The following is a 23,918-nucleotide window of genomic DNA, read 5'->3' on the forward strand; positions in this document are numbered from 1 at the left end:
AAGGAGGCCCTCATGGCACCTCGCGTTCTCGTATCCGACGAGTTGTCGGAAACCGCCGTCCAGATTTTTCGCGACCGCGGCGTCGAAGTCGATTTCGAACCGCAGCTCGGCAAGGACAAAGACCGTCTGCTCGAAGTCATCGGCAAGTATGATGGCCTGGCCATCCGCTCCGCTACCAAGGTGACTGAAAAGATCATCGAGGGGGCGACGAACCTCAAGGTCGTCGGCCGTGCCGGCATCGGCGTCGACAATGTCGATATCCCGGCCGCCTCGCGCCGCGGCATCATCGTCATGAACACGCCCTTCGGCAACTCGATCACGACGGCCGAACATGCGATCGCGCTGATGTTCGCCGTCGCCCGCCAACTTCCGGCCGCCGATACCTCGACGCAGGCCGGCAAGTGGGAGAAGTCGAAGTTCATGGGCGTCGAGATCACCGGCAAGACGCTCGGCGTCATCGGCGCCGGCAATATCGGCTCGATCGTCTGCGCCCGGGCCATCGGCCTCAAAATGCACGTCGTCGCCTACGACCCGTTCCTTTCCAAGGAGCGTGCCGAAGAGATGGGCGTCACCAAGGTCGAGCTGGAAGAGCTTTTCGCCCGCGCCGACTTCATTACGCTGCATGTGCCGATGACCGACAAGACACGCGGCATCCTCAACAAGGAAGCGCTGGCGAAGACCAAGCCCGGCGTGCGCATCATCAACTGCGCCCGCGGCGGCCTGGTCGATGAGGCCGCGCTTGCCGAGGCGATCAAGTCGGGTCATGTCGCCGGTGCCGCCTTCGACGTGTTCGAGGTCGAGCCCGCCAAGGAAAGCCCGCTCTTCGGCCTGCCGAACGTCGTCTGCACGCCGCATCTCGGTGCCTCGACGACCGAGGCGCAGGAAAACGTCGCTTTGCAGGTGGCCGAACAGATGGCGGATTACCTTGTCAACGGTGCCGTCTCCAACGCCATCAACATGCCGTCGATCACGGCTGAAGAAGCGCCGATCCTGAAGCCCTTCATCCGCCTTGCCGACGTTCTCGGCGCCTTCGTCGGCCAGGTCACCGAAGAGCCGATCAAGGAAATTGAAATCCTCTATGACGGCATCACTGCCAACATGAACACGCGGGCACTGACGAGTGCTGTGCTCGCCGGCCTCATCCGCCCGCAGGTCGCCGACGTCAACATGGTTTCGGCGCCGATCATGATCAAGGAAAAGGGCATCGTGCTCTCCGAGGTCAAGCGCGACAAAACCGGCGTCTTCGACGGCTATATCAAGCTGACGGTGACGACCGAAAGCATGACGCGCTCCGTCGCCGGCACGGTGTTTTCGGACGGCAAGCCGCGCTTCATCCAGATCAAGGGCATCAACCTCGATGCCGATGTCGGCTCGCACATGATCTATATCACCAATACCGACGTTCCCGGCATGATCGGCTTCATCGGCACGACGCTTGGTGCTGCCGGCGTCAACATTGCCAACTTCCAGCTCGGCCGTGACAAGCAGGGCGGCGACGCCATCGCACTGCTCTATGTCGACGGCAAGGTTGATGACGCCGTGCTTGCTGAGTTGACCGCCCACCAGGCAGTACGCCAGGCAAAACCGCTGACCTTCAATATCGACTGAGTTTTTCCTCCCAAGGAAATGAAAAACCCGGCGCTGGAAACGGCGCCGGGTTTTTGCTGTTTCAGGAACAGACAAATTAACGGTGCCGACGTTTCCGGCGGACGAGCCTGCCGAAACGGGCGACATCGTCTTCAGCCTTGGTGCGGTGAAGGAAGGCGAGCCTGCTGCCGTCGAGGCCCTGAAAGAATTCGTCCCAGGAAATTTCTTCCTGTGTTTCCGAGGAAAAATCGACGCGGACGGTTTCGCTATCGCTCGCGTCCTTGATGCGGGCGGGATGGCCACCACGTTCTTCGATCCAGTGTCTGATCCTGCTGTAATCCGTCGTCGTGCCGAACCTGCCCATGAAACCCTCCTCAGCAACTGGCTTGCGACTTCGATGCCCAGGAATGCACGATCGAGAGAATTGTTCCATGGTGCCTCAATTATTTTATCGAGGCCCGAGATCGCGATGGCAGATCGCCGCTTTTGCACATTCTGAAGGCGGAAGCCTAAAGTTTAGCCCTGATTATGATTCTGATTTTATTTAACTTTTCCCGGTATAGAGCTGAGATCAGCATCAACCGCACGCGAATTTCCATGGCCCTCTTGCAGAAGACCGAGCAGACCCAAGCATTAAACGACGACTTCCGGTCATTGTTTGCAACGCATCCGTCGCCGATGTGGGTCTATGATCCGGTAACGCTGCGCTTTCTCATCGTCAACGCGGCGGCGGCAGTACTTTACGGCTACGGCGCGGACGAGTACCAGCGCATGACGGTTCTGGAGATCCGCCCCGAGCATGAACGGGAGCGGATGATCGACGCCGTCAGCGGCCGTACCGACATGGAAAAGGCAGAGCGCTGGGTTCACCTCAAGGCGAGCGGCGAGACCTTCGAAGTGCTGACCTATGGCCGAGAAGTGCGTTTCGAGGGTCGGGCCGCAATCCTGGCAATCGTGCAGGATCGCACCGAGGTCAACGCCGCCAGACGCCAGATGAGCGATACCCGCTCGCTTCTCGACAGCATCGTCGATAACCTGCCCGTCGGCGTCTTCGTCAAGGACATGGAAGCGGACGGCCTTTACGTTCTCTTCAACGAGGCCTGCGGCGACATCGTCGACATGAGGGCGGAGCACGTGGTCGGCCGAACCGACCGGGCGCTGTTTCCTCCTAACCAGACAGACGCCTTCCGCGAGCAGGATCGCCGGGCCTTCGAAACCAATGCGGCAATCAGCTTCGAGGAGACGATGCTGCGCGCAGATGGCGTGCCGCGCATCCTGCGCACCGTTAAACGCGCCCTGCCGACGCCGGAGGGCCATGCGCCGCGTTATCTGCTCGGCATCTCGCAGGACGTGACGGAGGAGCGCACCGTCGAGGCAAAGCTTGCCCATCTCGCCATGCACGATTCGCTCACCGGCCTGCCGAACCGGGCGGCATTTTCCAGGCGTATCAACCAGCGGGTGGTCGAAGCAACCACCGACAGCCCGATCGCGCTGCTTTATATCGACGTCGATCACTTCAAGCATATCAACGACAGCAAGGGACATGCCGCCGGCGACGCGCTGCTTTGCCAGGTGTCGGAGCGGCTGCTGCGGCTGGCGGAGGAGGGCGATCTCGTCGCCCGCCTCGGCGGCGACGAATTCGCCCTCGTGCTGGAGCTCGGCGAGCCGGAGCGGGCGGGGCGTTTTGCGCAGCGGCTGCTCAAGGCGCTGAGCCGTGCCTTCGATCTCGACGGCGCCCGGGAGCATGTCACCTGCAGTATCGGCATCGCCTTGGCGCCCGACCACGCCGGCGACGCGGATGTGCTGATGCGGCACGCTGATCTGGCGCTCTATGCCGCCAAGGAGAGTGGACGCTCGACCTATCGTTTCTACGAGACGGAAATGCGGCTTGCCGCCGAGCGCCGGCACGTGATGACCGCCGAGCTGTGGGAAGCGCTGGAGAAGCGCCAGTTCGAGCTGCATTACCAGCCGATCGTGCAGCTCGACAATGACGGCATCGGCGGCTTCGAGGCGCTGATCCGCTGGCGCCATCCCAAGCGCGGGCTGGTGGCGCCGATGGAATTCATTCCGCTCGCCGAGGAAACCGGCCTTATTGTGCCGATCGGCGACTGGGTGATCCGGGAAGCTTGCCGCACGGCTGCCGGCTGGCCCGCCCATCTGAGGATCGCCGTCAATCTCTCCGTCAGCCAGTTTCGGCATGCGAGCCTACTTTCGACCGTGATCGCGGCGCTCGACGAGACGGGCCTCAATGCCGACCGGCTTGAAATCGAGATCACCGAGTCCGTATTCCTTACCGATGCCGATCAAAGCCTGCCGCGGCTGCGTGCATTGAAGGAGCTTGGCGTGCATATCGCCATCGACGATTTCGGCACCGGTTATTCGTCGCTGAGCTATCTCCGGTCCTTTCCCTTCGACAAGATCAAGCTCGACCGCAGCTTCGTTTCGGGCATCGAGACGGATGCCGGTAATCTCGCCATCGTGCGCGCCGTCGTCGGCATCGGCTCCGGCTTCAGCGCGACGACGCTGGCCGAAGGGATCGAGACGGAGGAGCAATTGCAGAGGCTGCGCGCCGAAGGCTTCAGTGAAGTGCAGGGCTATCTGCTCGGCCGGCCGATGCCGCAGTACGAGGCGGAGGCGCTGATCCACGGGCGCGCGCTGAAGGCCGCTTCGTCTCTCAGATAGGCGTGCTTGCGAGGCAGCTGGGATCAGCCGCCCGGCGCATGCCGCCTGGCGCTATCAAGCATTCGTCATTTTGAGAAAGGCGGCAGAAGCGGCATAATTGTCGTGGGCTGGAAAGGAGGATGTGTATGAAACGCTATTCATTCTCGATGATCGGACTGGCGCTCGTAACCGCCATCATCGCCAATCCGGGCATCGCATTCGCCTGTAACAAGCTGATCGGCACCTGAGCCGCACCCCTGCCTTTCATGAGGCGCAGCTTCGGCTGCGCCTTTCTTGTGTGAAGCCATTTTTCGACTCGTCACTTTCCGATGTTGCATTGCACTCTAACTGCACCTGCATGACGGAATTTCTGGACGACATTCGCGCCGGAGGCATCTGGCTCCCCGACTGGCTTGCAAGCGCCGTCATCTTCGCGGCGGTCATCTCAGTGGGGCTCTTTGCGCATCGCATTCTCTTTCGCTTGCTGACGCGCTTCGTCGAGAGCAAGGATCTCTTCTGGCGCTCCCTCGTCTCCCGGTTAAAACGGGTGGTGAGACTTGCGATGCTGGCAGCCGCCCTTTCCTTCGGTGCGACGGTCTCGCCGCTGACGGAATATCAGTCGGCGACCGTGCGCCACTTCCTGCTGATCTTCTTCATCATCCTGGTCGCCTGGATGGCAAAGACCGCCAAGCATATCTGGATGACGGTCTATCTGCGCCAGTTCAAGCTCGACGCCGAGGACAATCTTCTGGCGCGCAAGCATGTGACGCAGACACGCATCATGGAGCGTGTCATAAACCTGCTGATCGTCGTCATCGCGATTTCAGCCTGCATGATGACCTTCGATGCGGTCCGGCAATATGGCGTCAGCCTGCTCGCATCTGCAGGCGTTGCCGGTATCGTCGTCGGCCTTGCGCTTCAGCCGGTGCTGAAGAACCTGTTTGCCGGCATCCAGCTTGCCATCACCCAGCCGATCCGGATCGACGATGCGTTGCTGGTGGAAGGCGAGTGGGGGCGAGTGGAGGAGATCACTTCGACCTATGTCGTCCTGCAATTGTGGGACTGGCGGCGTCTTATCTTGCCGCTGAGCTATTTCATCGAGAATCCGTTTCAAAACTGGACGCGCGAAAGTTCAGCGCTGATCGGCACGGTGATGATCTATCTGGACTACAGCGTGCCTGTCGATGTGGTGCGTGGAAAGGTCGAGGAGATCGCGAAGGCTTCGACGCTGTGGGACCGCCGCGTCGTGAATGTCGCCGTCACGGATTTTCGTGAGACGGTCATGGAGATCCGCGTCCTCGTATCGGCATCGAATTCCAACCGCACCTTTGACCTTCGCTGCGAGGTACGGGAGAAACTGATCGATTTCATCCGCCGCGAATATCCCGAAGCACTTCCGCGCATGCGGGCAGTGATGAGCGAGGCGCCGGCGCGAGATCGCCGTCAAGCGGCGGAATAGGATCTATCTCGCAGGCGCCTTCGCATCAGCTTCCATCGGCGTCATGGCCTATGACGCCGCCAAGTTCGGCCGAAAGCCGGCACTTGCGCGCGGGCGCAATAGTTTCTATATCCGTCGCCCATGAAAGCCGGCGGCCGATCCCGCCGGAAATGCAGGAAATCCGCCACATTCCGAAGTCAGAACGGCGGATCGAAACAACACAGAATTTGGCAGCACCCGTTGAACACACTGGATTTTGACAAGAAGCCGGAAGAGACCCGTGTCGTCGTCGCCATGTCGGGCGGCGTCGATTCATCTGTCGTCGCTGGCCTTCTCAAACAGCAGGGTTACGACGTGCTCGGCATTACGCTGCAGCTTTACGATCATGGCGCTGCTGTTCACCGCGCCGGCTCCTGCTGCGCCGGCCAGGATATCGACGATGCGCGCCGCGTCTGCGAAACGCTCGGCATCCCGCATTACGTGCTCGATTACGAAAAGCGCTTTCGCGAGACGGTGATCAACCCCTTCGCCGAAAGCTATGTGGCGGGCGAAACGCCGATCCCTTGCGTATCCTGCAACCAGACCGTCAAATTCGCTGACCTTCTGGCGACCGCCAAGGAACTTGGCGCCGATGCGCTGGCGACCGGCCACTATATCCGCTCGGGCCTGAACCCTTCTCCCGGAAACCCCGGCCGCCGTGCGCTTTTCCGCCCGGCCGATGCCGACCGCGACCAGAGCTATTTCCTTTTTGCCACGACGCAGGAACAGATCGATTATCTCCGCTTTCCCCTGGGCGGCCTGCCGAAGGCCGAGACCCGCAGGCTGGCCGAAGAGATGGGCCTCGTCGTTGCCAAGAAGGCCGACAGCCAGGACATCTGCTTCGTGCCGCAGGGCAAATATTCCGACGTCATCACCAAGCTGAAGCCGAATGCGGCGCTCGCCGGCGAGATCGTCCATCTCGATGGTCGCGTGCTCGGCACCCATGAGGGCATCCTGCACTTCACGATCGGCCAGCGCCGCGGCATCGGCATCGCCACCGGCGAGCCGCTCTACGTCGTCTTTCTCGACGCCCGCTCGCGCCGCGTCATCGTCGGGCCGAAGGAGGCGCTGGAAACGCACCGCGTCTACCTGCGCGACGTCAACTGGCTGGGCGACGAGACGCTTGCGGAAGCCGCCTCCGGCAAAGGCTTCGCCTGTTACGCCAAGGTCCGATCGACACGGGCGCCAGCGCCCGCCGAGCTGCATGTCGATGCAACCGGCATCTATGTCGACCTGACGGTCGGCGAGGCGGGCATCGCGCCCGGCCAGGCCTGCGCGCTTTATTCGGCGCCCGGCGACAACGCCCGCGTCTTCGGTGGCGGTTTCATCGAACGCTCCGAGCGCGAACCTGCGGCAGAAGCCTGCCTGAAGGCCCTTTTGGCCAGCCCCGTCGCCGCCTGAAACCCATAGGTAACGACGGCCGGCAAAGCCCACCGTTTTTCTCGATCATGCGCTTGACACAAAGCCGAAGCGCACCTTATAAGCCGCTCATCCCACGAACCGGCATCGCTTCGCGAGCGGGTATCGTTGACCAGTGGCGGAGTAGCTCAGTAGGTCAGAGCAGAGGAATCATAATCCTTGTGTCGGGGGTTCAAATCCCTCCTCCGCTACCATCTTTATCACCGACAGATCCGTATCGATCAGGCTAGACAGGTAGCCTTTGATGCCAATTTCATAAACCTGTCCGTTTTCAGTGGGATAGACCACGACGGCGGCCACGAGCTGCCTAAAAGGGCCGAGCAGTTCAGGCGGCGGTTCTTCTTCGCCTTGGGCGAGTATGGCGGATAGATTTTCGATGTTCTCTCTGAAACGACGGACTGCCTTCGGCTGAAGCTCAATCACATTGGTTGGCTCTTCGATGCTTTCCAGCAATACCTGCTGCTCGTCGCGCTGTTGACGCAATGGCCCGAGCAGCTCGGAGGCCTCATCTTCTTCGATCAATCCCTTTGACAGCATCCGAACGATCTCGGTGATCTCTTTCTTCGCCTCCTCGAGGAGGCGTGCGGCACCGGCGCGATCTCGAAGGGCGCTCGATCGAATGCGCTTTTGCTCGTCTTGATAGGCCGACACGTAGGCTTCGATGATGCTTGTATCGGCGAATTGTGAGCGCAGCCGGCTCAAAACCAGCGCCTCGATGCGATTCAGATAGTAGCGCCGACTGTTCGAGCAGGTGCTGGATTCCCGGTGCGTCGAGCATTGAATGCGCCGGCCATTGCGATCGGCGCCAACCAGCGTCATACCGCCTTCGCAGGCTCCGCAACGCAGAAGGCCGGATAGGATGCGTTTCGAGCGCGGGGTTTTTGATCCCATCTTCGACGCGTCATCTTTCCGCAGTTGGACCGCATCGAACAGATCCTGTGGGATGATGCGAAGGTGGGGTGCGTCAACCGTCTCGAGGTCAGCCTCATCGTTCGTGCGAGAAACGCGCCTGCCGGTAGAAGGGTCCTTCACCATGTGCACGCGGTTCCAGACGATCCTTCCAGCATAGATAGGATTGCGGAGAATGCCGTTTCCGCGCTGGCCGTTACCGTTGATCGTTGAAGCGTTCCACTGCCTGCCGCGGGGCGCGGGGATCCGGTCCCTATTCAAAATGCCGGCGATCGCGCGAGGCGACACACCTGCCGCGTACAGGTCGAACACCCGGCGAATAACCGACGCTTCTTCCTCTATGATCTCTAGCTCGCCTGGCTTGCCAGGGACCGGTCGATATCCGTAAGCCTTGCCACCTGCGTTGCGGCCCGAGCGAACCACGCCCATCATGCCACGCTTGACCTTGCGGGCACCTTCCTCGCGCTGCATCTGCCCGACAATCCCGTACATGCCAATCTGAACAGTATCCATCAGGCCGCCGTTGACGCACTGAAGCTGGATATTACGGAACTTGAGCACCTTATGCACGTGCGCCAAGTCGGCGATATCGCGCGATACGCGGTCGGTGGATTCTGTGATCAGAATATCGAAATCGTTCTGCTCAGCTGCCACCATGAGCTCGGCAAGGCCCGGCCGGCCGAACATCGATGCGCCGGATTTTGCCTTGTCGTAATAAAGGTTGGTGATGACAGCGCCGATGCGCCCGGCGAAGTCGCGGCAAAGGCTGATCTGATCTTCGACGGATTTATCGGTCTGCAAATCCGTCGAGTACCGGGCGTATATAACGGCACGTTTCATTTTTTCTTGGCCTGCTGGTCTTTCGGGGAATTCTCATTAGCAGGATGCGGCGCCATCGCGTCAAGCCGTGCCTGCCGGCGAGCGAGGGCCTTCACGAATTCAATGAGGGGGGTGTCCGCGGGCGTCGTCATTACACACCCAACATTTTGCGGATCGTCGGCGCATTATTCTTGATGTGGGTGATGAAGACTTTCTCACCATGCGAGCCCGCCATAGCGTTCGACAGATCTCTCTGATCGAGAACCAGGACCTGCTTGATAGCTTGACCACCACCCGATGCGCCCTCCTTTTCGCCGCCCGCGTTGAAGCGGTGACGAGGATCCTGCTCGGTCAGAACCTCTTCGTTCTTCTTCAGGACGGCCGGCACTTCATCCGGACGCAGACCGGCGATTCCGCCAGAGTGGTAGCGCATGATATTGCTCACCCATTCGGGCGCAATCTGGCGAGACATGTTGCCGCTACCGATGGCAGCCGATCCGACCAAGCCGCCCGTGTGTCCGGTGATGACTTTGGCTACACCGCCGAGACCCTTTGCGGCTGTGCCGATTGGACCGCCGATTCCAGCCAAGGCGTTGAGGATGATCTGCTGCAGGATCATCGTCGCGATCTGTCGCAGGAAGTCCGCTGCGAACTGCAGGAACGCTTGACCGAGTGCTTGGAAAGCGTTGGCGCCATTGGCGACCGACTGCGCGAAAGAGTCGAATGCACCGACCAGGCCATCAGCGAACGATCCAACCAGATTCTGAACATTGGATGCGGACAGGCCGAACGCCGTCAGACCGCTCCCAACCTTTGCTGTGTTCAGCTGCACCCTCTGAAGCTGAGCGACCATCTTCTCGTCGCCGAGCGCACGAGCAAGTTCCAAAGCCTTCGGGATGGCCGCTGTGAGCTGCTCGTTGACACCCTGCAGCTGCGTGACGAGTTCCTGCGTCTTCCCACTGTCGCCAGCGTTCTGCGCCATATTGATTTCTTGCAACAGGGTCTTGCGCTGCTGGTCGAGACCGATGATGTCGTTCAGCTGGTCGCGGCCTTCCTGCTGGTTGGCCTTCAGCTGCTCGTCGGCGTGTGCGGAATCGTACTTTGCCGCGGCAGCCTCACGGATCGCGTCTCGCTGTGCCTGGGTGAGCGTCACACCCTCTTTGGTCGCTTCGTTCTCGGCCTGCGCCAGTTCGCGGGCGATGACCGCTTCTCTGTTGGATTCCTTACGGCCCTCGGCCTCTTCCTTCCATGCCTTCACCCGGCCGGAAATATTCTCGTCGAACGACTCCTGTTTGGTCTGGCCGCCAGCCATGATCGGCGAGCCACCGCCCATCTTCTGAGAAGCCCAGGAGATGAGATCGCGCGCCGTCGTATCGTCCTTGATAACGGTCGGGTTGGCTGCCACCGAGGCGGGATTGACGAGGTTCTTCGCAAGCTCATCAGGATTGGCGAGCACGACTTTGATGGCATCGCCAGCACCGAGGAAGTGAGCGAGATAGGTGTTCCCGTCGGTTGGAGCCACGCCCGCGTTGGCGAGCTGCAGCTGGTTGCGCTTGGTGAACTCCTCGAGCACCGGTCGGGCGAAAGCCTCATTCGCACGATACTGAAGCTTGGCCGAATCCGACAACTGGCGAAGAGCCGGGAATAGTTCGTTGAAGATCGGCAGCCATGTGCCTTCAGTGAACTGTCCGATACCACGGGCGCTCGATGACGACGGCCCCGTGCCATCCTGGCCGCCCTCCTTATAAATGATGCGATCGATGAGACCCTTGCGCGTGTCCGGCAACGAGTCGAACTGCTTCTGCATGAACGACGTATTGATGCCGGCGACCGCGTCCGAATAGGACTTCGTCGCGTCCAGAACCTGCCCCATGGTGGTCGCGAGGTTCAGCGCATCCTTGTACTGTTTTTCCAGGCCCTTGAGGGCTTCGAGCTTTTTCAACTCATCGCCGAGGCCGGGAATGTTCTCTTTGATCTCGACAAGGAGTTTATTGAAAGCGGTCGTCTTGCCCTGGTAGTCGAGGTTCTGCGCAGTTTCCTGTGCCTGCTTGCCGAGACCGAGCAGCGCCTTGTCGGCGTCGGTCGCCGTGTTGGCCTGCACACGGATAAGCGCTTCAGCCTTGGCGATTGCATCGCTGAGTTCGTCGAGACCGGGCTTTCCATCCTCGGCCGAGTGAAGCAATGCAAGGATCTGATCGGCGATTTCCTTGAAGCCATCAGCCGCGGGCTTGAGCGAGATGTCACTGAGGATCCCCGCCAGCTGTTGGACAGAAACGGAACCGTCGCGCACGCCCTTGAGAGCATCGGTCAACTGATTGAGCTGTCGGATCTCTGAGCTATCCGGCGCGAAATCCTGGAAGGCGTATTTCAGGACCCGGCTGAGCTCTTCAGCATCGCCGACGATATCGCCGAACTGCTTTTTGAGTTGATCGCGATTGTTGATGAGTTCAGCCGGTGTCGCGCCTGGAATGGACTTAGCCCAATCCGAGGCCTTGTCCTTGGCGTTGTCATACCCCGCCGCGATCAGATCAACTTGTCGCTTGTGCTCGGCAAGCGCGGAGGTAGCGTTGCCGATGCTGGTCAGCCAGGTGCCTACGGCATAGGTGATGGCAGTGAGGGCGATTCCAATCGGACCACCGAAGGCAGCCAACAACGCACGAAATGCGCCGGCCGTGACAACAAGGGTCGTCTGCAAGCCGCCAACCGCACCAGCCAAGCCGACGACGCCGGCACGGGCGAGGGCGCTCTGGCTGGTCGTGGCAAGCAGGCTTTGCCGGAAGCTGCCGAGCGTGCTTACGGATTGTGCGAGGGTGCGGCCGAAGACCGTCTGCGCGTTCGCCGCGGCTTGCGTGCGCGGGCCAATAAGTGTCAGCTCGGCGCTGAACGTCCGCAAGGACTGTGCGACCTGCAATGCCTTGCCGGCCACCCCGCCGAAGAAGTCGGCAATCTTGACGGCGATAAACAGCTTGGCGGCACTGGTGATGACATCGAAATACTTCGGAAGCTCGGCCAAAATCTTGATGACTTCGCCGACCGCTTTGCCGATCGAGGTGAATGTTTCCTGGCCGTCGGTTGACTGAGAAAAGGCGTGGATGGACTGCAGGACCTCGCGCAACGCGGGGACAAATCCATTTGCCACGGCAGCCTGAGAGCTCTGAATGTCATTTTGAAACCGACCGAGGTCAGTGGTCAGGCTCATGAGAGAGGCGCCAAGCTGTGGACCAAACCGACGTGTCAATTCGTCGGAAAATTTAAGCAGGGTTGAACGATCGGCAAGGACATCGCCCTTCTGCATCATCTGATCGAGCTCGGCCGTGGACTTGCCGATCGCCTTGGCGAAGATGTCGAAGGCAGCCGGTAGCCGCTCACTCATCTGGCCTCGCAACTCTTCGGCCGAAACCTTGCCCTTCGAAATCATCTGAGTCAGCGCTAGGAAAACGCCCGATGTCTGGTCAACCGAAAGTTGGTTGACGCGTGCGGCCTCCGCAACTGAAAGGAAAATCCTTCGAGTGTCTCGGTTCGTGAGGTTTGCGGATTTCGCCGCAACTGAGAACTTGCCGTACTCATCGGCCAATGTTCCGAAGGCGATGCCGAGCCTATCGGCCTGCTCGCGAAGGAAGCCAATTTCAGTCGCGACCCTGCCTGTATCCTGATTGAACACGGAACCAAGGCGGCTCTGGACAGCCTCAAGCTGCTTATAGGAATCGACTGCGCCGCCGATTTGGCCGATCGCTGCCTGAAATCCGATGTAGCTGGCTGTAAGAGATAGAATCTCACCGCGTAAGGATTGCAAGGTTGATACCGTTCGGGTGTTTTCTTTGCCGATACCTGCGAGCGCTCGGCTGAAAGCGGACGTCTGGACGGACGCGCTCGCCATTGACGTACTGGTCTGCTGGAAGGCCGGCGCGATACGGCCGAGGTCACGGAAACTCGACCGAGCCGAGCCGCCGAGCTTGGCAAGCGCATCACGCTGATCCTGGTAAGCCGTCTTTGCGAGATTCGCCTTTGCCTGAGCGGCGCCGAATGCTGCGCCCAACGCCTCGGTCGGAGCCTCGGCCGCACGCATCTGCTGTGCGAGCGACTTAACGTCACTCTGCGCCGCCACCCACTCACGACGCGCCTCGAGCACTGCCCGGCGCTGCACAGCGAGAGCCTGAACGTCGACACCGCCCGCGGCGACAGGTGTTGTCGACGGAGCGGCTACCTTGACGTTCGACAGCCCTTCGATCCGGGCCTTGGCTGCTGCCAGGTTCGCGCTCATGCGCTGAGCAGCAGCACTGACGGCATCCTGCGTAATCGCCACGTTACCGAGCGCTTCACCGGCCTGAGCCGACACGCCACGGATCGAAGCGAGTTCATTGCGCGCCTGGCCGAGAACTTCGCGCTCATTCGTCAGCGCGGTGGCGGTGCGCGTGACCTCATTGCCGAGCTGATTTTGCAACGACGACGCCGACGAGATCTGTGGGCGCAGACCCTTGATGGCATCGGCAGACTGTTTGATCGCGTTTTCGTATTCGCGGATCTGCTGGTTAATCTGCGCCTGAGCGGCTTTCTGCGCCGGCAGATCGGCAGCAATAAATGCGCCGGCCGACTTGGCAGCTGGTCGGACGAAGTGATCGGGCGTCGTGCCGAGCGACTTGTTATATTTGATCTGGTTCTGCTCAGCCTGCCTGACGAGTTTATTGACCTCAGTCAATTCCTTCCGGCTAGCGGCAAGCGCCATCTTGTTGCCGGTGAGTGCGTTCTCTTCGGCTGCCAACTGAGCCTTGAGGCGCGTTGCTGCCTGGGCAGCCGCATCACTGTCGCGCGCCAGCTTGGCAAGTTCAGCCGCGTTGCTGCGCAGCGAGCCTTCCATGCGACCGACGGCAGCCGTAGCCTTGTCGAGCTCTGCGGCGACTTTGCCGGCCGATTGCAGCTTCGATAGTTCATTCTGGAATTTCGCGGCATCAGCAGTGAGTTTGCCAAGGGCGTCCGAGGTTTTCGAAGCACCCCTGGCAAGGCTCTGCTGATCTTCAACGTTTTGCTTGAGCGCCTTCGAGATCTTGTCGATCTCGTTGGAAGCCTTGTCCCGCGCCCTGATGACGAGATCGATATCTTTACCGGCCATTGTCAGTGCCTCCGGTCGCTGCCGCTCGAGAACACCGAGGTTTGACGCGCCTTTGAAACGGCCAGTGTCACGATGTGTGCGAGGATTTCCTCAAGCGAACGCCCTGGAAACGTGAGAACCAACGCCTGATGAGCGACAGCGATTCGGAAAAGCTGCCCGGAAGCGCCGATTTGCTCGCGAGGGATGCCTGCACCAATCGCGGCGATCGCATCGATTACTGGTCCACAGCGATGGAATACCTGCCCCGCGACATGCTCGGCGATCGGATCCAGACCCACATTGGCAGCTTGTGCGGCATACGCGTCCACGATATTGGCGATCTCAGTCGGGCCGAATTCATCGATGACCAAATTGATTTCCGCTTCCGTCAGAGCTCTGACATTCGGGGCAAGAAACGCTGTTATGATATCAAGCATCTCAGTCAACCTTTGTAAGTCTATTCAACATTTAGTTGAATAGATCGTCAGAAATGAAAGTATTGCGGGAATCGCGCGGAAGATCAATGGCTGAGAGGTCTTCAGGCCAATCGAGTTCAGCCCCAAGCCAGGTATCGAACTCCGCGCGGCAGGTCGGGAGAGGAGGAATTATGCAGACATGCAAACGCCTTCCCTCGTCACGAACTCGGAGCGGCTCGAACTGTGGCAACATCCCTTTAAGAGTTTTGGAGAACGCGACTTCACTCGCCTCGAGGCCCTGGTAACGCTGCTTGTGGAACCAACGAGTGTAGGCGTCCCGAAACTCTGATTTGACGACTCTGAGATGTTCGGTCGGCCACGCGTCTTCCATCGAATGGCCCATGCCCTCGAAGGCACCGTGGTAAAGCACACCATGCCACCAGCGCTCGACGTTCTTCAGACCTTCGACCTTCTGCTCGGCCAGTGCCTCGGTGTCCGGCACCGCGCGCACCTGGAAATCGGAGATGTCATAATCCATGAGGTAGGCAAGCAGGGCCTCGCGTCCGCCGTTCTCCATCTCCTTGCGCAGGGCCTCGAAATACTTGTGATCGTTGCAGCGTTCGGACGAGACATTGACGACGAAAAAGCGCCGCTCGTCCTGCGTGGCTGGAACTACCCAACGCTCATTCGATGAGATGAACAGGCGCAGGACCGACTTGATCGGGAAGGCATTCATGCCCTTCGGCTCGATCATCACGTTGTTGGATGTGATGAGGTACTTGAGCTGCCCTTCGGCCTTCTTGTCGCCGGCCCAAAAGCCTTCCTGGACGCTGAGGAGAAGACAACGTTCCTGGTGGGCATTGAACTTGCCCGTCATCTGCTCCTGGTTGCCGACGGTGACGTAATGGTTGGTGAACAGGCCGCCGACGTAATCTGAAATAGTGTCTTTACCAGCCCCTTTTTTGCCAATGGCGATGACCGCAACGCCCGGTTTTTCTTCCGGTTTCTGGACCATGTGAGCCAACCAACCGATCAGATACCAGAAATGATCTTCATTGCCGTTGCAGAAGATCCGCAGCAGGTGATCCATGAAGAGCGCGCACGACTTGCTATCGTCGGGCTCGACGGAAAAACCCTGCCAGTGGTTATAGGCGCCCTCGACATCGCGATTCGGCGCGAAGACGATGCCGTTGGGATACGATCGACGATGCTTCGAGCGCATCCATTGCTTAGAGACAGGCTCGGTCGTTCCGTCCTTGGGCACGCGGTCGTTTTCGTGGAAATTATGGAGATCGTTGACAGACCCATAAGTAACGGTGTTGTCGTCGTGGAAGTCCATGATCACCGTCTTGCTGCTTACGCGGGCGACAGCGAATCTTTTGTTCATCCTGGCTATCTTGGGCGGCGCGCCGCGGCCGAGCTCGAACTCGACTTCCGCTTTCTTGAGCTTCAGCTGTGATTTCGACAGCTTCGCTTTCTCGGGACCGTTACCGGCGCCGAGCAAATCGTCGAACATGTCGGTTCTGCTGTCGTCGACCTCTTCGATCTCATCGAAATCATCCTCGATCGACTCCAGCTGGCGTTCGGCGCGCACCTCACGGGCGACGGCGACGAGGCTTGCCATGCGGAACGGTGCCGCCGCGCGATTCTTGAACGACTTCCAGACGCGCTTCTGGTCTTTCGGGTCGAACTTCTCACTGATCTTGGAATATTTGCACCAGAGATCGAATCCCTCGTCGGATCCGTCCGTTTCATGGTGCAGAGCCATCCCGACTCGATACCATCCCTCGCGATCCTCGAACCATTCGGCGGCCGGCAGATCGTCGAGAACTGCAATAATCTCGTCTTCGTCTAGGCCTAGGGGCTGCTGTCGTTCAGTGCCTGATTCGCCAGCGTCTTCCTCGTCGCGCGCCTCGGTGATCTCGGTGAGGTATGCCGACGGCACGATCGGGCCGAGGCCCATGTCCAGTAGGTCGAAATCGATCTCGCGCAGCCAGCGATAAGGCTTTCCGCTTACGGGGTGGATGGAAGGCGGGATGGCGACCTGCTTACCGGTGCCGAATAGCTCGATCTCCCAGGTCCAATGCTCTTTCCCCTCGTCGTCGAGCATCTTCGTGCTGCTGTGGGCGAGCTTCTTCGAGGAGAACGCCTTGTCTGAAAGGATATAGAAGTGGCGGCTCTCGCCCATCGAGCCGGACTGTACGACGGGATAGCAACGATAATCGGGGAACAGTTTCTCGAGGCGACTGAGTGCGATGTCCACCTCTTCACCAACGCGAATATCAAGGTCAACGACGTGGCAATAAAGGTCGTCAACCTTCGACCATTTTCCGAGACGAACACCAACGTTATTTCCGTCGCGGTATGTGCGATTGAGCTCTGAGAGCGATGCTACAGGCTTGGCGGCCCAATCGTTGCCGATCGGCCGTTTTGATTTTGGATGTAGCCAATGAAGAGCGAATCCGGCTTTCGCCAGGCGCTCGAGTTGGTATGGGAAGGCCACAGTCATCGGAAATCCACATTTTGTTGATCAGCAAGGTGCAGGTCGTCGTTTGCGCAGCTAAGCGCATCAAAGAGACTGTGTTGTCAGGTTGGTTAGTTTGCTGGGGATCCGGCTTTTGGCCGATCTGGGGCGGCGGCCCAAGCTTCGGCGCGGTTCCTAAGCTGTGGCGGAATTTTGCATTCCGGCGTAACCAAAAGCATCGAACAAGTGCCGTCCGGCCTCAGTTTCACCATGGTTTTTGAGGTCAACGCAGCATCTTTTCCGACAATCGCCACCATGGCTTGTCGGCTGAACGCTTCATCTTTCGAAGCCGCATGAGCTGCAGAACTTGGAATTCCAAGATCGATCAATTCGCGACGGCGCGCACGGCGCCATTTTTCGAAGTCGCGGGTGAGTTTGGTCACAGCCCACTCTCCTCATCGAACAGCTCTGCGTGCAGTGCTCCCGTGGCCGCCGCAAAGCCGGGGAACGCGGCCGTTTGGGACACGTTGAACCAAAGTGGCCGAAGAGGAGAGTCAAAGCGGATGGCTTCTCCAAAACGTGCCAGGAGGTTCTGTCCATGCTTTGGATCATATTTGTTGAAGTCAGGATGCTCTTCAACAGCGATGATTGCCGCAAGGCCATCATGGAGATCGTGCAAGCGGTGGCGAAAGTCGTCAATCACGTGCGCGTGCTTCGCCCGTAGCCACTTCTCTGTCGACAAAGTCGCAGCGGCTTGCAGCTTCTTGCGTCGTTCATTCAATTCTATCTGTTTCGTTTGAAGGAGTTCGATCACCCGCGTTGCCGTTTCGCACTCTTTTTCAGAGTCAGCGATCACCTTGCGCAGCAAGGAAAGCCGCTCGTGCGCCTCGGTCGTGGCCGCCTCTGTCTCCGCGAGGAAGGCGCGAACATCGGCCTTTTTGATTTTCTCCTGCAGAGCTTCAGCTTCGGCGGACCAACTGGCTGTACGCTGCAACGTCGAACTTGCGCGATCCAGCCTTGCCTTGTTCTGTGCAATCTCGTGATCGACATTCGCTATCATACGCAAATCTTGATCACGGCGCGCTCGCAAAGGGAGCAATTCAGTACGGGGTGCTAAGGGAGCATACCTCGTTGTCATCTCGTTAGGTTTGTTCCCCCTCGAGCGGGAGAGCGGCGTCGGCCTCATCTGCCCTACGAGATATTCCGGATCACTTGGATCTATGTAGCGCTCACTGATAGGCATCGGGATAACCTCAAACTGTAATCTGACAGCATGAGAGCCGATGGATTGGCCGAAAGCAAAGCATTCGTTGTCATAAATAGAGGAGGGGTTATTTATGACAAAACTTGTGCATCGAATCCGGGTCGAAGATGACCGAGTAAGTCGCCGAGAAGGTCGCCGAACAGGTGGTCGGTCAAGGCGACAGATTGGCGGGCGAACAGGAGGGCGCGAAGGTGTTTCTGAACCATTCGGTCGGCCAATTTTTCAAACTCTGTTCGCTTGTCATGAAGCTCATTGTGCCTTTTCGCATTGCTAGACGTGAAATCATCAATCGTCTCACCGTCTTTGTTTTCGTAACGCTCAACCCCAAGAAACTCCCCTACGACAGGACCAAGCTTGCGAAGCCGGGGATAGAAGGAGTCTTTACTGAGATCCTTTGGATTCGCCTTCTGTGCAGCCTGATCGTGAAACGAAAGCAGAAGAATCTCGCGTTTAATGGTCCAGAATGTCCATGGCTCGCGAGGTTTTTGAGCTTCCCAAGCTACCTGCAAAGCCTGCACAAGATCGCGGGATGATTTAGCAATCAGAGCATCAACGAATGCGCGATGCTGTTCGTGAACGCCATGCTCGATCAAACAGCTTGCGATATCCAACAGCGCGGAAGCAGTTGATGGGTGATCACTGCGGAGACGTTGGCGTTCTTCAGCCTGCAGCTGTCGCACTGCCTCACTGGCATGTGCAGACAGTACCTCAAGGCTGGCGATATGACGAAGCGGCACAACGGGCGCCGCTTCTAGTTCGATAGCTAAATCATCATCTTTAGAAGTCATGGTGTAACGATAATTCCGCTCGCGTCCGTTGTCTCGGTCTAGATCCGTGAAGTCATTAGCTTTTCGGCAAGCTGCTGGACAAACCCGGTTTTCACGCCCGCATGCTCGCCGCCGGAATAGAAGCTGCTCAACATGCGACCGAGTAGCAACGGGTTCTCCTCGCTAATCATCCGTTGGACCAGGGCATCAGCCATTTCGCGGCCTTGGCGGTTCTGTGATGCCCAATCGCCGAGGGCCGGCTGAAGCAATACGCTTGTGCTGTTAACCATGTGAACTCTCCTGGTTTCCAAAATTGGATTTCAAGTTGCGTTGCAAGCAACTGTGTGCAGAATGCGATCAATGTTTGCGTATGTCAAAGGGAATCTGCAAACATCTGCAAACAATTTAGATAGAGGGAATTGTCATGGTAAGAAGTGCAGCTATCGGGATTCGCGTTGAGCCGGCTGTGAAGGATGCGCTCGAACAGGCGGCCAAAAACGACGGACGTTCGGTTGCGAGCTATCTAGAGCGATTGATAATCGCCCACCTCAAAGAGCTGAACCACAAGAAATAAATAGCGACCCGTTGCTACCGCCATTCAACCGTCCCTAGATCATCCTGGGACAGGTGCCAAATGTACGCTCGATCTAGGGACGGGTTATCCAGCTGAATTCGTTCGATTAAATTCGCGCTGCCCCTAGTGTCCCTAGTGTCCCTAGTGAAATCGCAATCGCTTATATTACGTCTCGAAACAGCCAATGGGCGAAGTTGAATGTCCGTTGTGCAGTATTCGCCAGAACTTAAGATTATACACGTGATTTTTTCACTAGGGACACTAGGGACCCTAGGGACAGAGGATAGTATATAATTGAAATATAAAGAAAAAAGCTGTCCCTGGTTGGTGGCTGTTTGTCCCTAGTGTCCCTAGATTTTCGGGAAAAGTTGAATGCACAAAGGACATATTTCTGAAAATTCCGGCAAAAAATTTTTATGGACCGGGGCTCAGCGCCCCTCGCAGTGCACTGTAACGCTAGATGGGACCCGTAGCGACCTTTGTCGATGTCCGTTTTGCAGTAGACCGGTTAACCCTGTCCATTGTGCAGACCTTCAGATGACCATGTCCGTTGTGCAATGTCCCTTGTGCAAATCGTCATTCTACGAGTCCCATGTGCCGAGACTCAGCATAGTGTCTGTTGTGTTGTGCAGAAGCATGCGCGATGAGGAGTTGCGATGAGAGACGTGTCGTCGAATGAGCCGCCAGCATATTCGATCGTTTTCGGCGATGCTGTCATGGAAGGCTTTACTCGAGAACAATCGGCCGAAAAGGTGAAAAGGGTTCTTGATGAGTGGGTCGTCGCACTCGCGAAGAGATGGGCACAGGAAGATCACGCAGGGGCCAACCGCGGGTAGTTTCATCAATAAGGTGTTTCGAAACTTGCTCATCTTCAGAAATGCTCTTGACGAGACGCGCTCAGCGACAGGATGAGTGAGATGTACAATCTACGCTCGGGGGAATCGTGGTCTTCTCGTCTCATCTTGATTGCAGGTCTTTTCTCAACCTCATCACCGGCCAATTGAGGGCTACCGACTCGATATTGTCGCCACTCCGTGCCGGCGCCATGATGCTCCTCCTTGGTTCGTCAGCGGCACATGCGGAAAAATCTCCGCAAGAGTGCACCGCCCTGGCGGACGGAGACAAGCGGCTTGTCTGCTACGATGAGATTTTCAAAGACAAAAGCGAGGCGGCGCAGCCAACACCGACGAACAGCAAATGGCAGCTAGCGACATCCAAATCCGAAATGGATGACAGCGCAACGCAGACGCTCACGCTAACCTCAGACGACAGCTTTGCAGGCAAATTTGGCGGCACGCAACGAGCGACGATGATCCTTCGATGCGACGAGCATGTCACCTCATTGTATTTCATCATGGGTGACATGTTTTTGGCCGAGATCCAAGATTATGGCGTGATCTCCTACCGCGTTGACGAAAGGAAAGCGGCACAAAAATCGTTCGATGTTTCGACCGACAATCAGGCCTTGGGGCTTTGGTCCGGTGGGTCTGCTATACCGTTCGCGAAGCAACTTTTTGGAGGTAAGAAACTGGTGATTCGTGTCACGCCCTACAATGAGTCCCCCATTACGACGACATTTGACATCACAGATATTGAGAATGCGGCCAAGCCGGTTCGCGAGGAATGCAAATGGTGAAAGCAGCCATGTGGTTTTGCGGCGCGTTCTTCGGCATGAGCCTGGCAGCACTGGCGGCCGATGGCGATAGCTGCGGCGGTAACTACTGGCCAGGAACGTTGCCTGAGCATCAAGTTGACTCCATAGACGTTAGCAGCCTGCAGTCGTTTTTGGATAAGGCGCCGGTGTTCGACGGGATCAAATTCGAGGTTACCCGAAAAGGAGGTGAACTTTGGTTGGATATCGTAAGCTATCCTGGTGATCTGACTGCACTCGCTTCGATCAGGACGCTCTTTGTGATCGGCCGAGTTGTGAAGCCCGATTACAGCAAGCTTGTTCTCGCGGATAAACACGAAGGTGAGTTCGAGATTTCCTATCGCGATCTTCACTCCTTAGGTTGCCAATTTGTGTGGGGCGTCGAGGGCCGAGGGCAGAACCCCATTGCGCTAAATCGAGACCTGACCGACGCACTTCGCTACTACCCCGCCGGGGAACGCGTGGCACCCCCATTCACTGGATCCTTGTTAGGCGATACAAACGTTATGCTGACCACGCTGAATCAGATCGTATATCCACAATGGCTCTTGAAAACGCTAGAAGTTCGATAGCAAGGATTAGCTGCACACCGCATCTGAAACAGGAAATACAGATTTTAGGTGTCAGATGCGCGCGGCGATTATCCGTTTAGCATTTCGCTCGGCATGCCTATTTGTCGCTCAACAATAGGTTCGACCGCCTTGTAGGCAGTTTCGAATTGCACAACTTGACCCGCGATAAAGGGTAGATCCTCTTTCACCTTTGCACGAGAGAGCTCGGCCTTCATGCCGGCAAGTGCGACCTTCACCGCAGCGACCTTTTGTTTGTCAGCCACTGGCAAACCAATGCTGAAAAGGTCTACGCGTTGGTGTAATTCGAGCACTTGCTTGTTGATATCCGCGACGAGCGCGGCGTCTGGCTTCTTGCCTTTCGCAAGCCCAGCAGTCAGCGCGTCGATCGAGGCGTACAGTTGGCGCTTGGCAGTGGCAACGGCTTGGTACTCTGTCAGCATCGTCGATTCAAATCGCTCAACTCGTGTTTGCTGAACCGTAAAATAGTAGGTCACAGCACCACCGCCGACCGCGCCAAAAAGGCCGCCTGCAGCGAGCGCGGCAGCAAATGCCTTCTTAACGTTGTCCCTGACAAACTCTACAAAGCCGGCCATCTAGATGATCTCCTTTGAAGATCAGATATAATATGGGGCGTGTTAATCATTATCGGTAGGCTTGTCGACGATCTTCGCTTTAGTCTTCAGACCTGTTTGATCAGCAGCTGCTTTTTGTGTCTTACAAAGATCGTCCCACCAAGCGTGAGCGTTCGTAACAATTTGCATCGTTGATCTGACGTCGGCCTCTAACTCAAGATCACAGGCGGACACCCGACCGTTGGCTGAATTTTGAACTTCTATGGTGGTGGCGGCCAGAGGGCTCGCCCCCATCGTTGCGAGGACCGTCATGGCTGCGACAAAACCTGCTATCGCCGGGTTCTTCATTGGGCGCCCGAAAAAACCCGGCGAATGTACTTCAATAGAGATATCGCCGAATAGCTCGCGATTATAATACTGATTTATCGCTACGTGGAGCGGCAGGCCAATAAAGGTCTCAAGTTCCCCCGCTTTGAGAGCGACGTACATCGCCCCGTAAAGATTGGTCAGGAAGAGAACGTCAGTGAGGTCTTTTTGATCGATGACCTGCTCGGTCACCTCCATATAGCTGCCTGAAACGTCGCCCCAGACATAGTCCCCGTACGCATGCTCGTAAAATTCGTGCCGGTCATGATCGTCGCTTACGCGGATGATCGCCTGCCGGTTCTGCATCAGCTGAATGGCTCGTTGGCCAAATTCGTACTTTGCGGACTCCGTCTGAATGAACGTAACCCGCCGAGCGGGGACGCGATCGGCGCCATAGCGTGCAATATCAACTCGGAAGTCCGGATCGAAATCCTCGGAAAGCTCAGCAAGTAGAACTCTCGAGTTATAGCCGGGACCTGGGATCACAAAGAGATCACCCGGCTTCGCATCGACGTAGAGGTTTTTCACCTCCCGCATATATCGCGGAGCGTCTCTGCCTTCGAGCTTGACGCCATAGTCCTCGATCAACCGACTTGGCTTTCGGGCCTCGGGCCTGCCACTCTTGTGCCAGCCACCGATTGCTCTGGACATCCTGAGCTGCTGGCGCACTCCTTCATCACCAATATCCGGAGAGGTTTCAAACTTGATACCCGGAATATCGAGGAAAATGGATGAAGTGGCGATGAAGTCGTTATAAAAACGTTTGCCGTCACCAGGATGGAGAACAAAGATCTGATGATCTTTTTCGATCACCCGCATAGCGGGATCGAGAATCAGTGTCATTTTAAAGGAGCCCCTCGTACGCGCGTAAATTGGTAAAAGGGATTGCTGTTGTCAACTGTCGATTACATCCATGGATAATGGGGAGGTATGCATTAGCTCGCGACTTGGCGCCCTCATCTGTGGTGCGCCATCAATCTACCGATTGCTCACTAAGCGACTAGCGCTGTTCTGAGGTGGATCGGACCGTTTTCGATAGGCGTTGCGTGGCCCATAGATCCAGTTCTGTGATCGAATATAGCGGGATACGCCCGCTGTATTGCATCGCTGGACCGCCGCCGACTGTCGCCCATTTCGCGAGCGTCGAAACCGCAACGTCGATTCCATGAGTTGAAGCCAGATACGCAGGAACATCGGCTCTGCGAAGGCGTGGGCGCGCCGTGGGTTTTGCAGGGTTTTCAGACATGTCCACGTTTAACTCCTTGCTGGAAAAGGAAATATTAATTTCTCGGCGGCCTTTGGGCTTCGAAGATT

18 protein-coding genes and 1 tRNA gene are annotated in these 23,918 nt (G+C 57.7%); 8 read left to right on the top strand and 11 right to left on the bottom strand.

Translation table 11 applies throughout. The annotated features are described in order from the left end of the window. Nucleotides 1-12 precede the first annotated feature (12 nt). A complete protein-coding gene (gene serA / locus BS630_RS25490) occupies nt 13-1,608 on the top strand; it encodes a phosphoglycerate dehydrogenase (protein WP_003542699.1) in 1,596 nt (531 codons plus the stop codon). Nucleotides 1,609-1,684: 76 nt separating this feature from the next. On the opposite strand, the gene BS630_RS25495 is transcribed toward serA, so the two are convergent. Beyond that, on the bottom strand, nt 1,685-1,951 hold the full coding sequence (locus tag BS630_RS25495; protein ID WP_077979586.1) for a hypothetical protein: 267 nt from the start codon (nt 1,949-1,951) through the stop codon (nt 1,685-1,687). A gap of 164 nt (nt 1,952-2,115) precedes the next feature. Here BS630_RS25495 and BS630_RS25500 point away from each other — a divergent pair, with 164 nt between their 5' ends. The 4 genes from BS630_RS25500 to BS630_RS25515 all read left to right on the top strand — a co-directional run bounded on the left by BS630_RS25500 (nt 2,116) and on the right by BS630_RS25515 (nt 7,338). Continuing rightward, the gene (locus BS630_RS25500; RefSeq protein WP_077979587.1) at nt 2,116-4,269 is read left to right on the top strand and encodes a putative bifunctional diguanylate cyclase/phosphodiesterase; all 2,154 of its coding nucleotides are present in this window, start codon (nt 2,116-2,118) and stop codon (nt 4,267-4,269) included. Nucleotides 4,270-4,606: 337 nt separating this feature from the next. After that, nucleotides 4,607-5,707, top strand: coding sequence for a mechanosensitive ion channel family protein (locus BS630_RS25505; RefSeq protein WP_077979588.1), 1,101 nt, complete (start codon nt 4,607-4,609; stop codon nt 5,705-5,707). Between the two features lie 219 nt (nt 5,708-5,926). Beyond that, entirely contained in the window at nt 5,927-7,126 is a 1,200-nt protein-coding gene (mnmA, locus tag BS630_RS25510) for a tRNA 2-thiouridine(34) synthase MnmA (RefSeq protein ID WP_077979589.1), read from the top strand. Between the two features lie 135 nt (nt 7,127-7,261). Continuing rightward, nucleotides 7,262-7,338, top strand: a tRNA-Met gene (locus BS630_RS25515). Here BS630_RS25515 and BS630_RS25520 read toward each other — a convergent pair. The 8 genes from BS630_RS25520 to BS630_RS25550 form a co-directional block, all read right to left on the bottom strand. Further along, on the bottom strand, nt 7,295-8,893 hold the full coding sequence (locus tag BS630_RS25520; RefSeq protein ID WP_077979666.1) for a recombinase family protein: 1,599 nt from the start codon (nt 8,891-8,893) through the stop codon (nt 7,295-7,297). The genes BS630_RS25515 and BS630_RS25520 overlap by 44 nt on opposite strands. 130 nt (nt 8,894-9,023) lie before the next feature. Beyond that, a complete protein-coding gene (locus tag BS630_RS25525) occupies nt 9,024-13,979 on the bottom strand; it encodes a tape measure protein (protein WP_077979590.1) in 4,956 nt (1,651 codons plus the stop codon). A 2-nt stretch (nt 13,980-13,981) separates the two neighbouring features. Beyond that, a complete protein-coding gene (locus BS630_RS36710; protein WP_143529491.1) occupies nt 13,982-14,395 on the bottom strand; it encodes a hypothetical protein in 414 nt (137 codons plus the stop codon). A 31-nt stretch (nt 14,396-14,426) separates the two neighbouring features. Further along, nucleotides 14,427-16,883, bottom strand: a complete 2,457-nt coding sequence (locus BS630_RS25535) for a DUF5906 domain-containing protein (RefSeq protein ID WP_077979592.1) — start codon at nt 16,881-16,883, stop codon at nt 14,427-14,429. An 86-nt stretch (nt 16,884-16,969) separates the two neighbouring features. Further along, entirely contained in the window at nt 16,970-17,281 is a 312-nt protein-coding gene (locus BS630_RS36715; RefSeq protein ID WP_143529493.1) for a hypothetical protein, read from the bottom strand. After that, nucleotides 17,278-17,898: a hypothetical protein gene (locus tag BS630_RS25540; protein WP_143529495.1), complete on the bottom strand. Its 621-nt coding sequence runs from the start codon at nt 17,896-17,898 to the stop codon at nt 17,278-17,280. Before BS630_RS25540 ends, BS630_RS36715 begins: the two co-directional genes overlap by 4 nt. 275 nt (nt 17,899-18,173) lie before the next feature. Beyond that, nucleotides 18,174-18,890, bottom strand: coding sequence for a hypothetical protein (locus BS630_RS25545; RefSeq protein ID WP_077979594.1), 717 nt, complete (start codon nt 18,888-18,890; stop codon nt 18,174-18,176). Nucleotides 18,891-18,928: 38 nt separating this feature from the next. Then, nucleotides 18,929-19,159: a hypothetical protein gene (locus BS630_RS25550; protein ID WP_077979595.1), complete on the bottom strand. Its 231-nt coding sequence runs from the start codon at nt 19,157-19,159 to the stop codon at nt 18,929-18,931. 134 nt (nt 19,160-19,293) lie between these two features. Here BS630_RS25550 and BS630_RS37465 point away from each other — a divergent pair, with 134 nt between their 5' ends. The 3 genes from BS630_RS37465 to BS630_RS25565 all read left to right on the top strand — a co-directional run bounded on the left by BS630_RS37465 (nt 19,294) and on the right by BS630_RS25565 (nt 21,666). Next, the gene (locus BS630_RS37465; RefSeq protein ID WP_167383836.1) at nt 19,294-19,443 is read left to right on the top strand and encodes a hypothetical protein; all 150 of its coding nucleotides are present in this window, start codon (nt 19,294-19,296) and stop codon (nt 19,441-19,443) included. 1,045 nt (nt 19,444-20,488) lie between these two features. Then, a complete protein-coding gene (locus tag BS630_RS25560) occupies nt 20,489-21,079 on the top strand; it encodes a type VI secretion system-associated protein TagO (protein WP_143529497.1) in 591 nt (196 codons plus the stop codon). Further along, complete coding sequence (locus tag BS630_RS25565; protein WP_077979598.1) at nt 21,073-21,666, top strand: hypothetical protein; 594 nt, start codon at nt 21,073-21,075, stop codon at nt 21,664-21,666. The genes BS630_RS25560 and BS630_RS25565 overlap by 7 nt, the downstream gene beginning before the upstream one ends. Nucleotides 21,667-21,734: 68 nt before the next feature. Here the strand turns inward: BS630_RS25565 and BS630_RS25570 are convergent, their stop codons facing one another. Together BS630_RS25570 and BS630_RS25575 are read right to left on the bottom strand one after the other, a co-directional pair. Continuing rightward, entirely contained in the window at nt 21,735-22,259 is a 525-nt protein-coding gene (locus BS630_RS25570) for a hypothetical protein (RefSeq protein ID WP_077979599.1), read from the bottom strand. 42 nt (nt 22,260-22,301) lie between these two features. Then, on the bottom strand, nt 22,302-23,447 hold the full coding sequence (locus tag BS630_RS25575; RefSeq protein ID WP_077979600.1) for a hypothetical protein: 1,146 nt from the start codon (nt 23,445-23,447) through the stop codon (nt 22,302-22,304). Between the last annotated feature and the right edge of the window lie 471 nt (nt 23,448-23,918).

The sequence above is a fragment of the Rhizobium laguerreae genome (assembly GCF_002008165.1).
In the GTDB taxonomy this organism is placed as follows: Bacteria; Pseudomonadota; Alphaproteobacteria; order Rhizobiales; family Rhizobiaceae; genus Rhizobium; species Rhizobium laguerreae.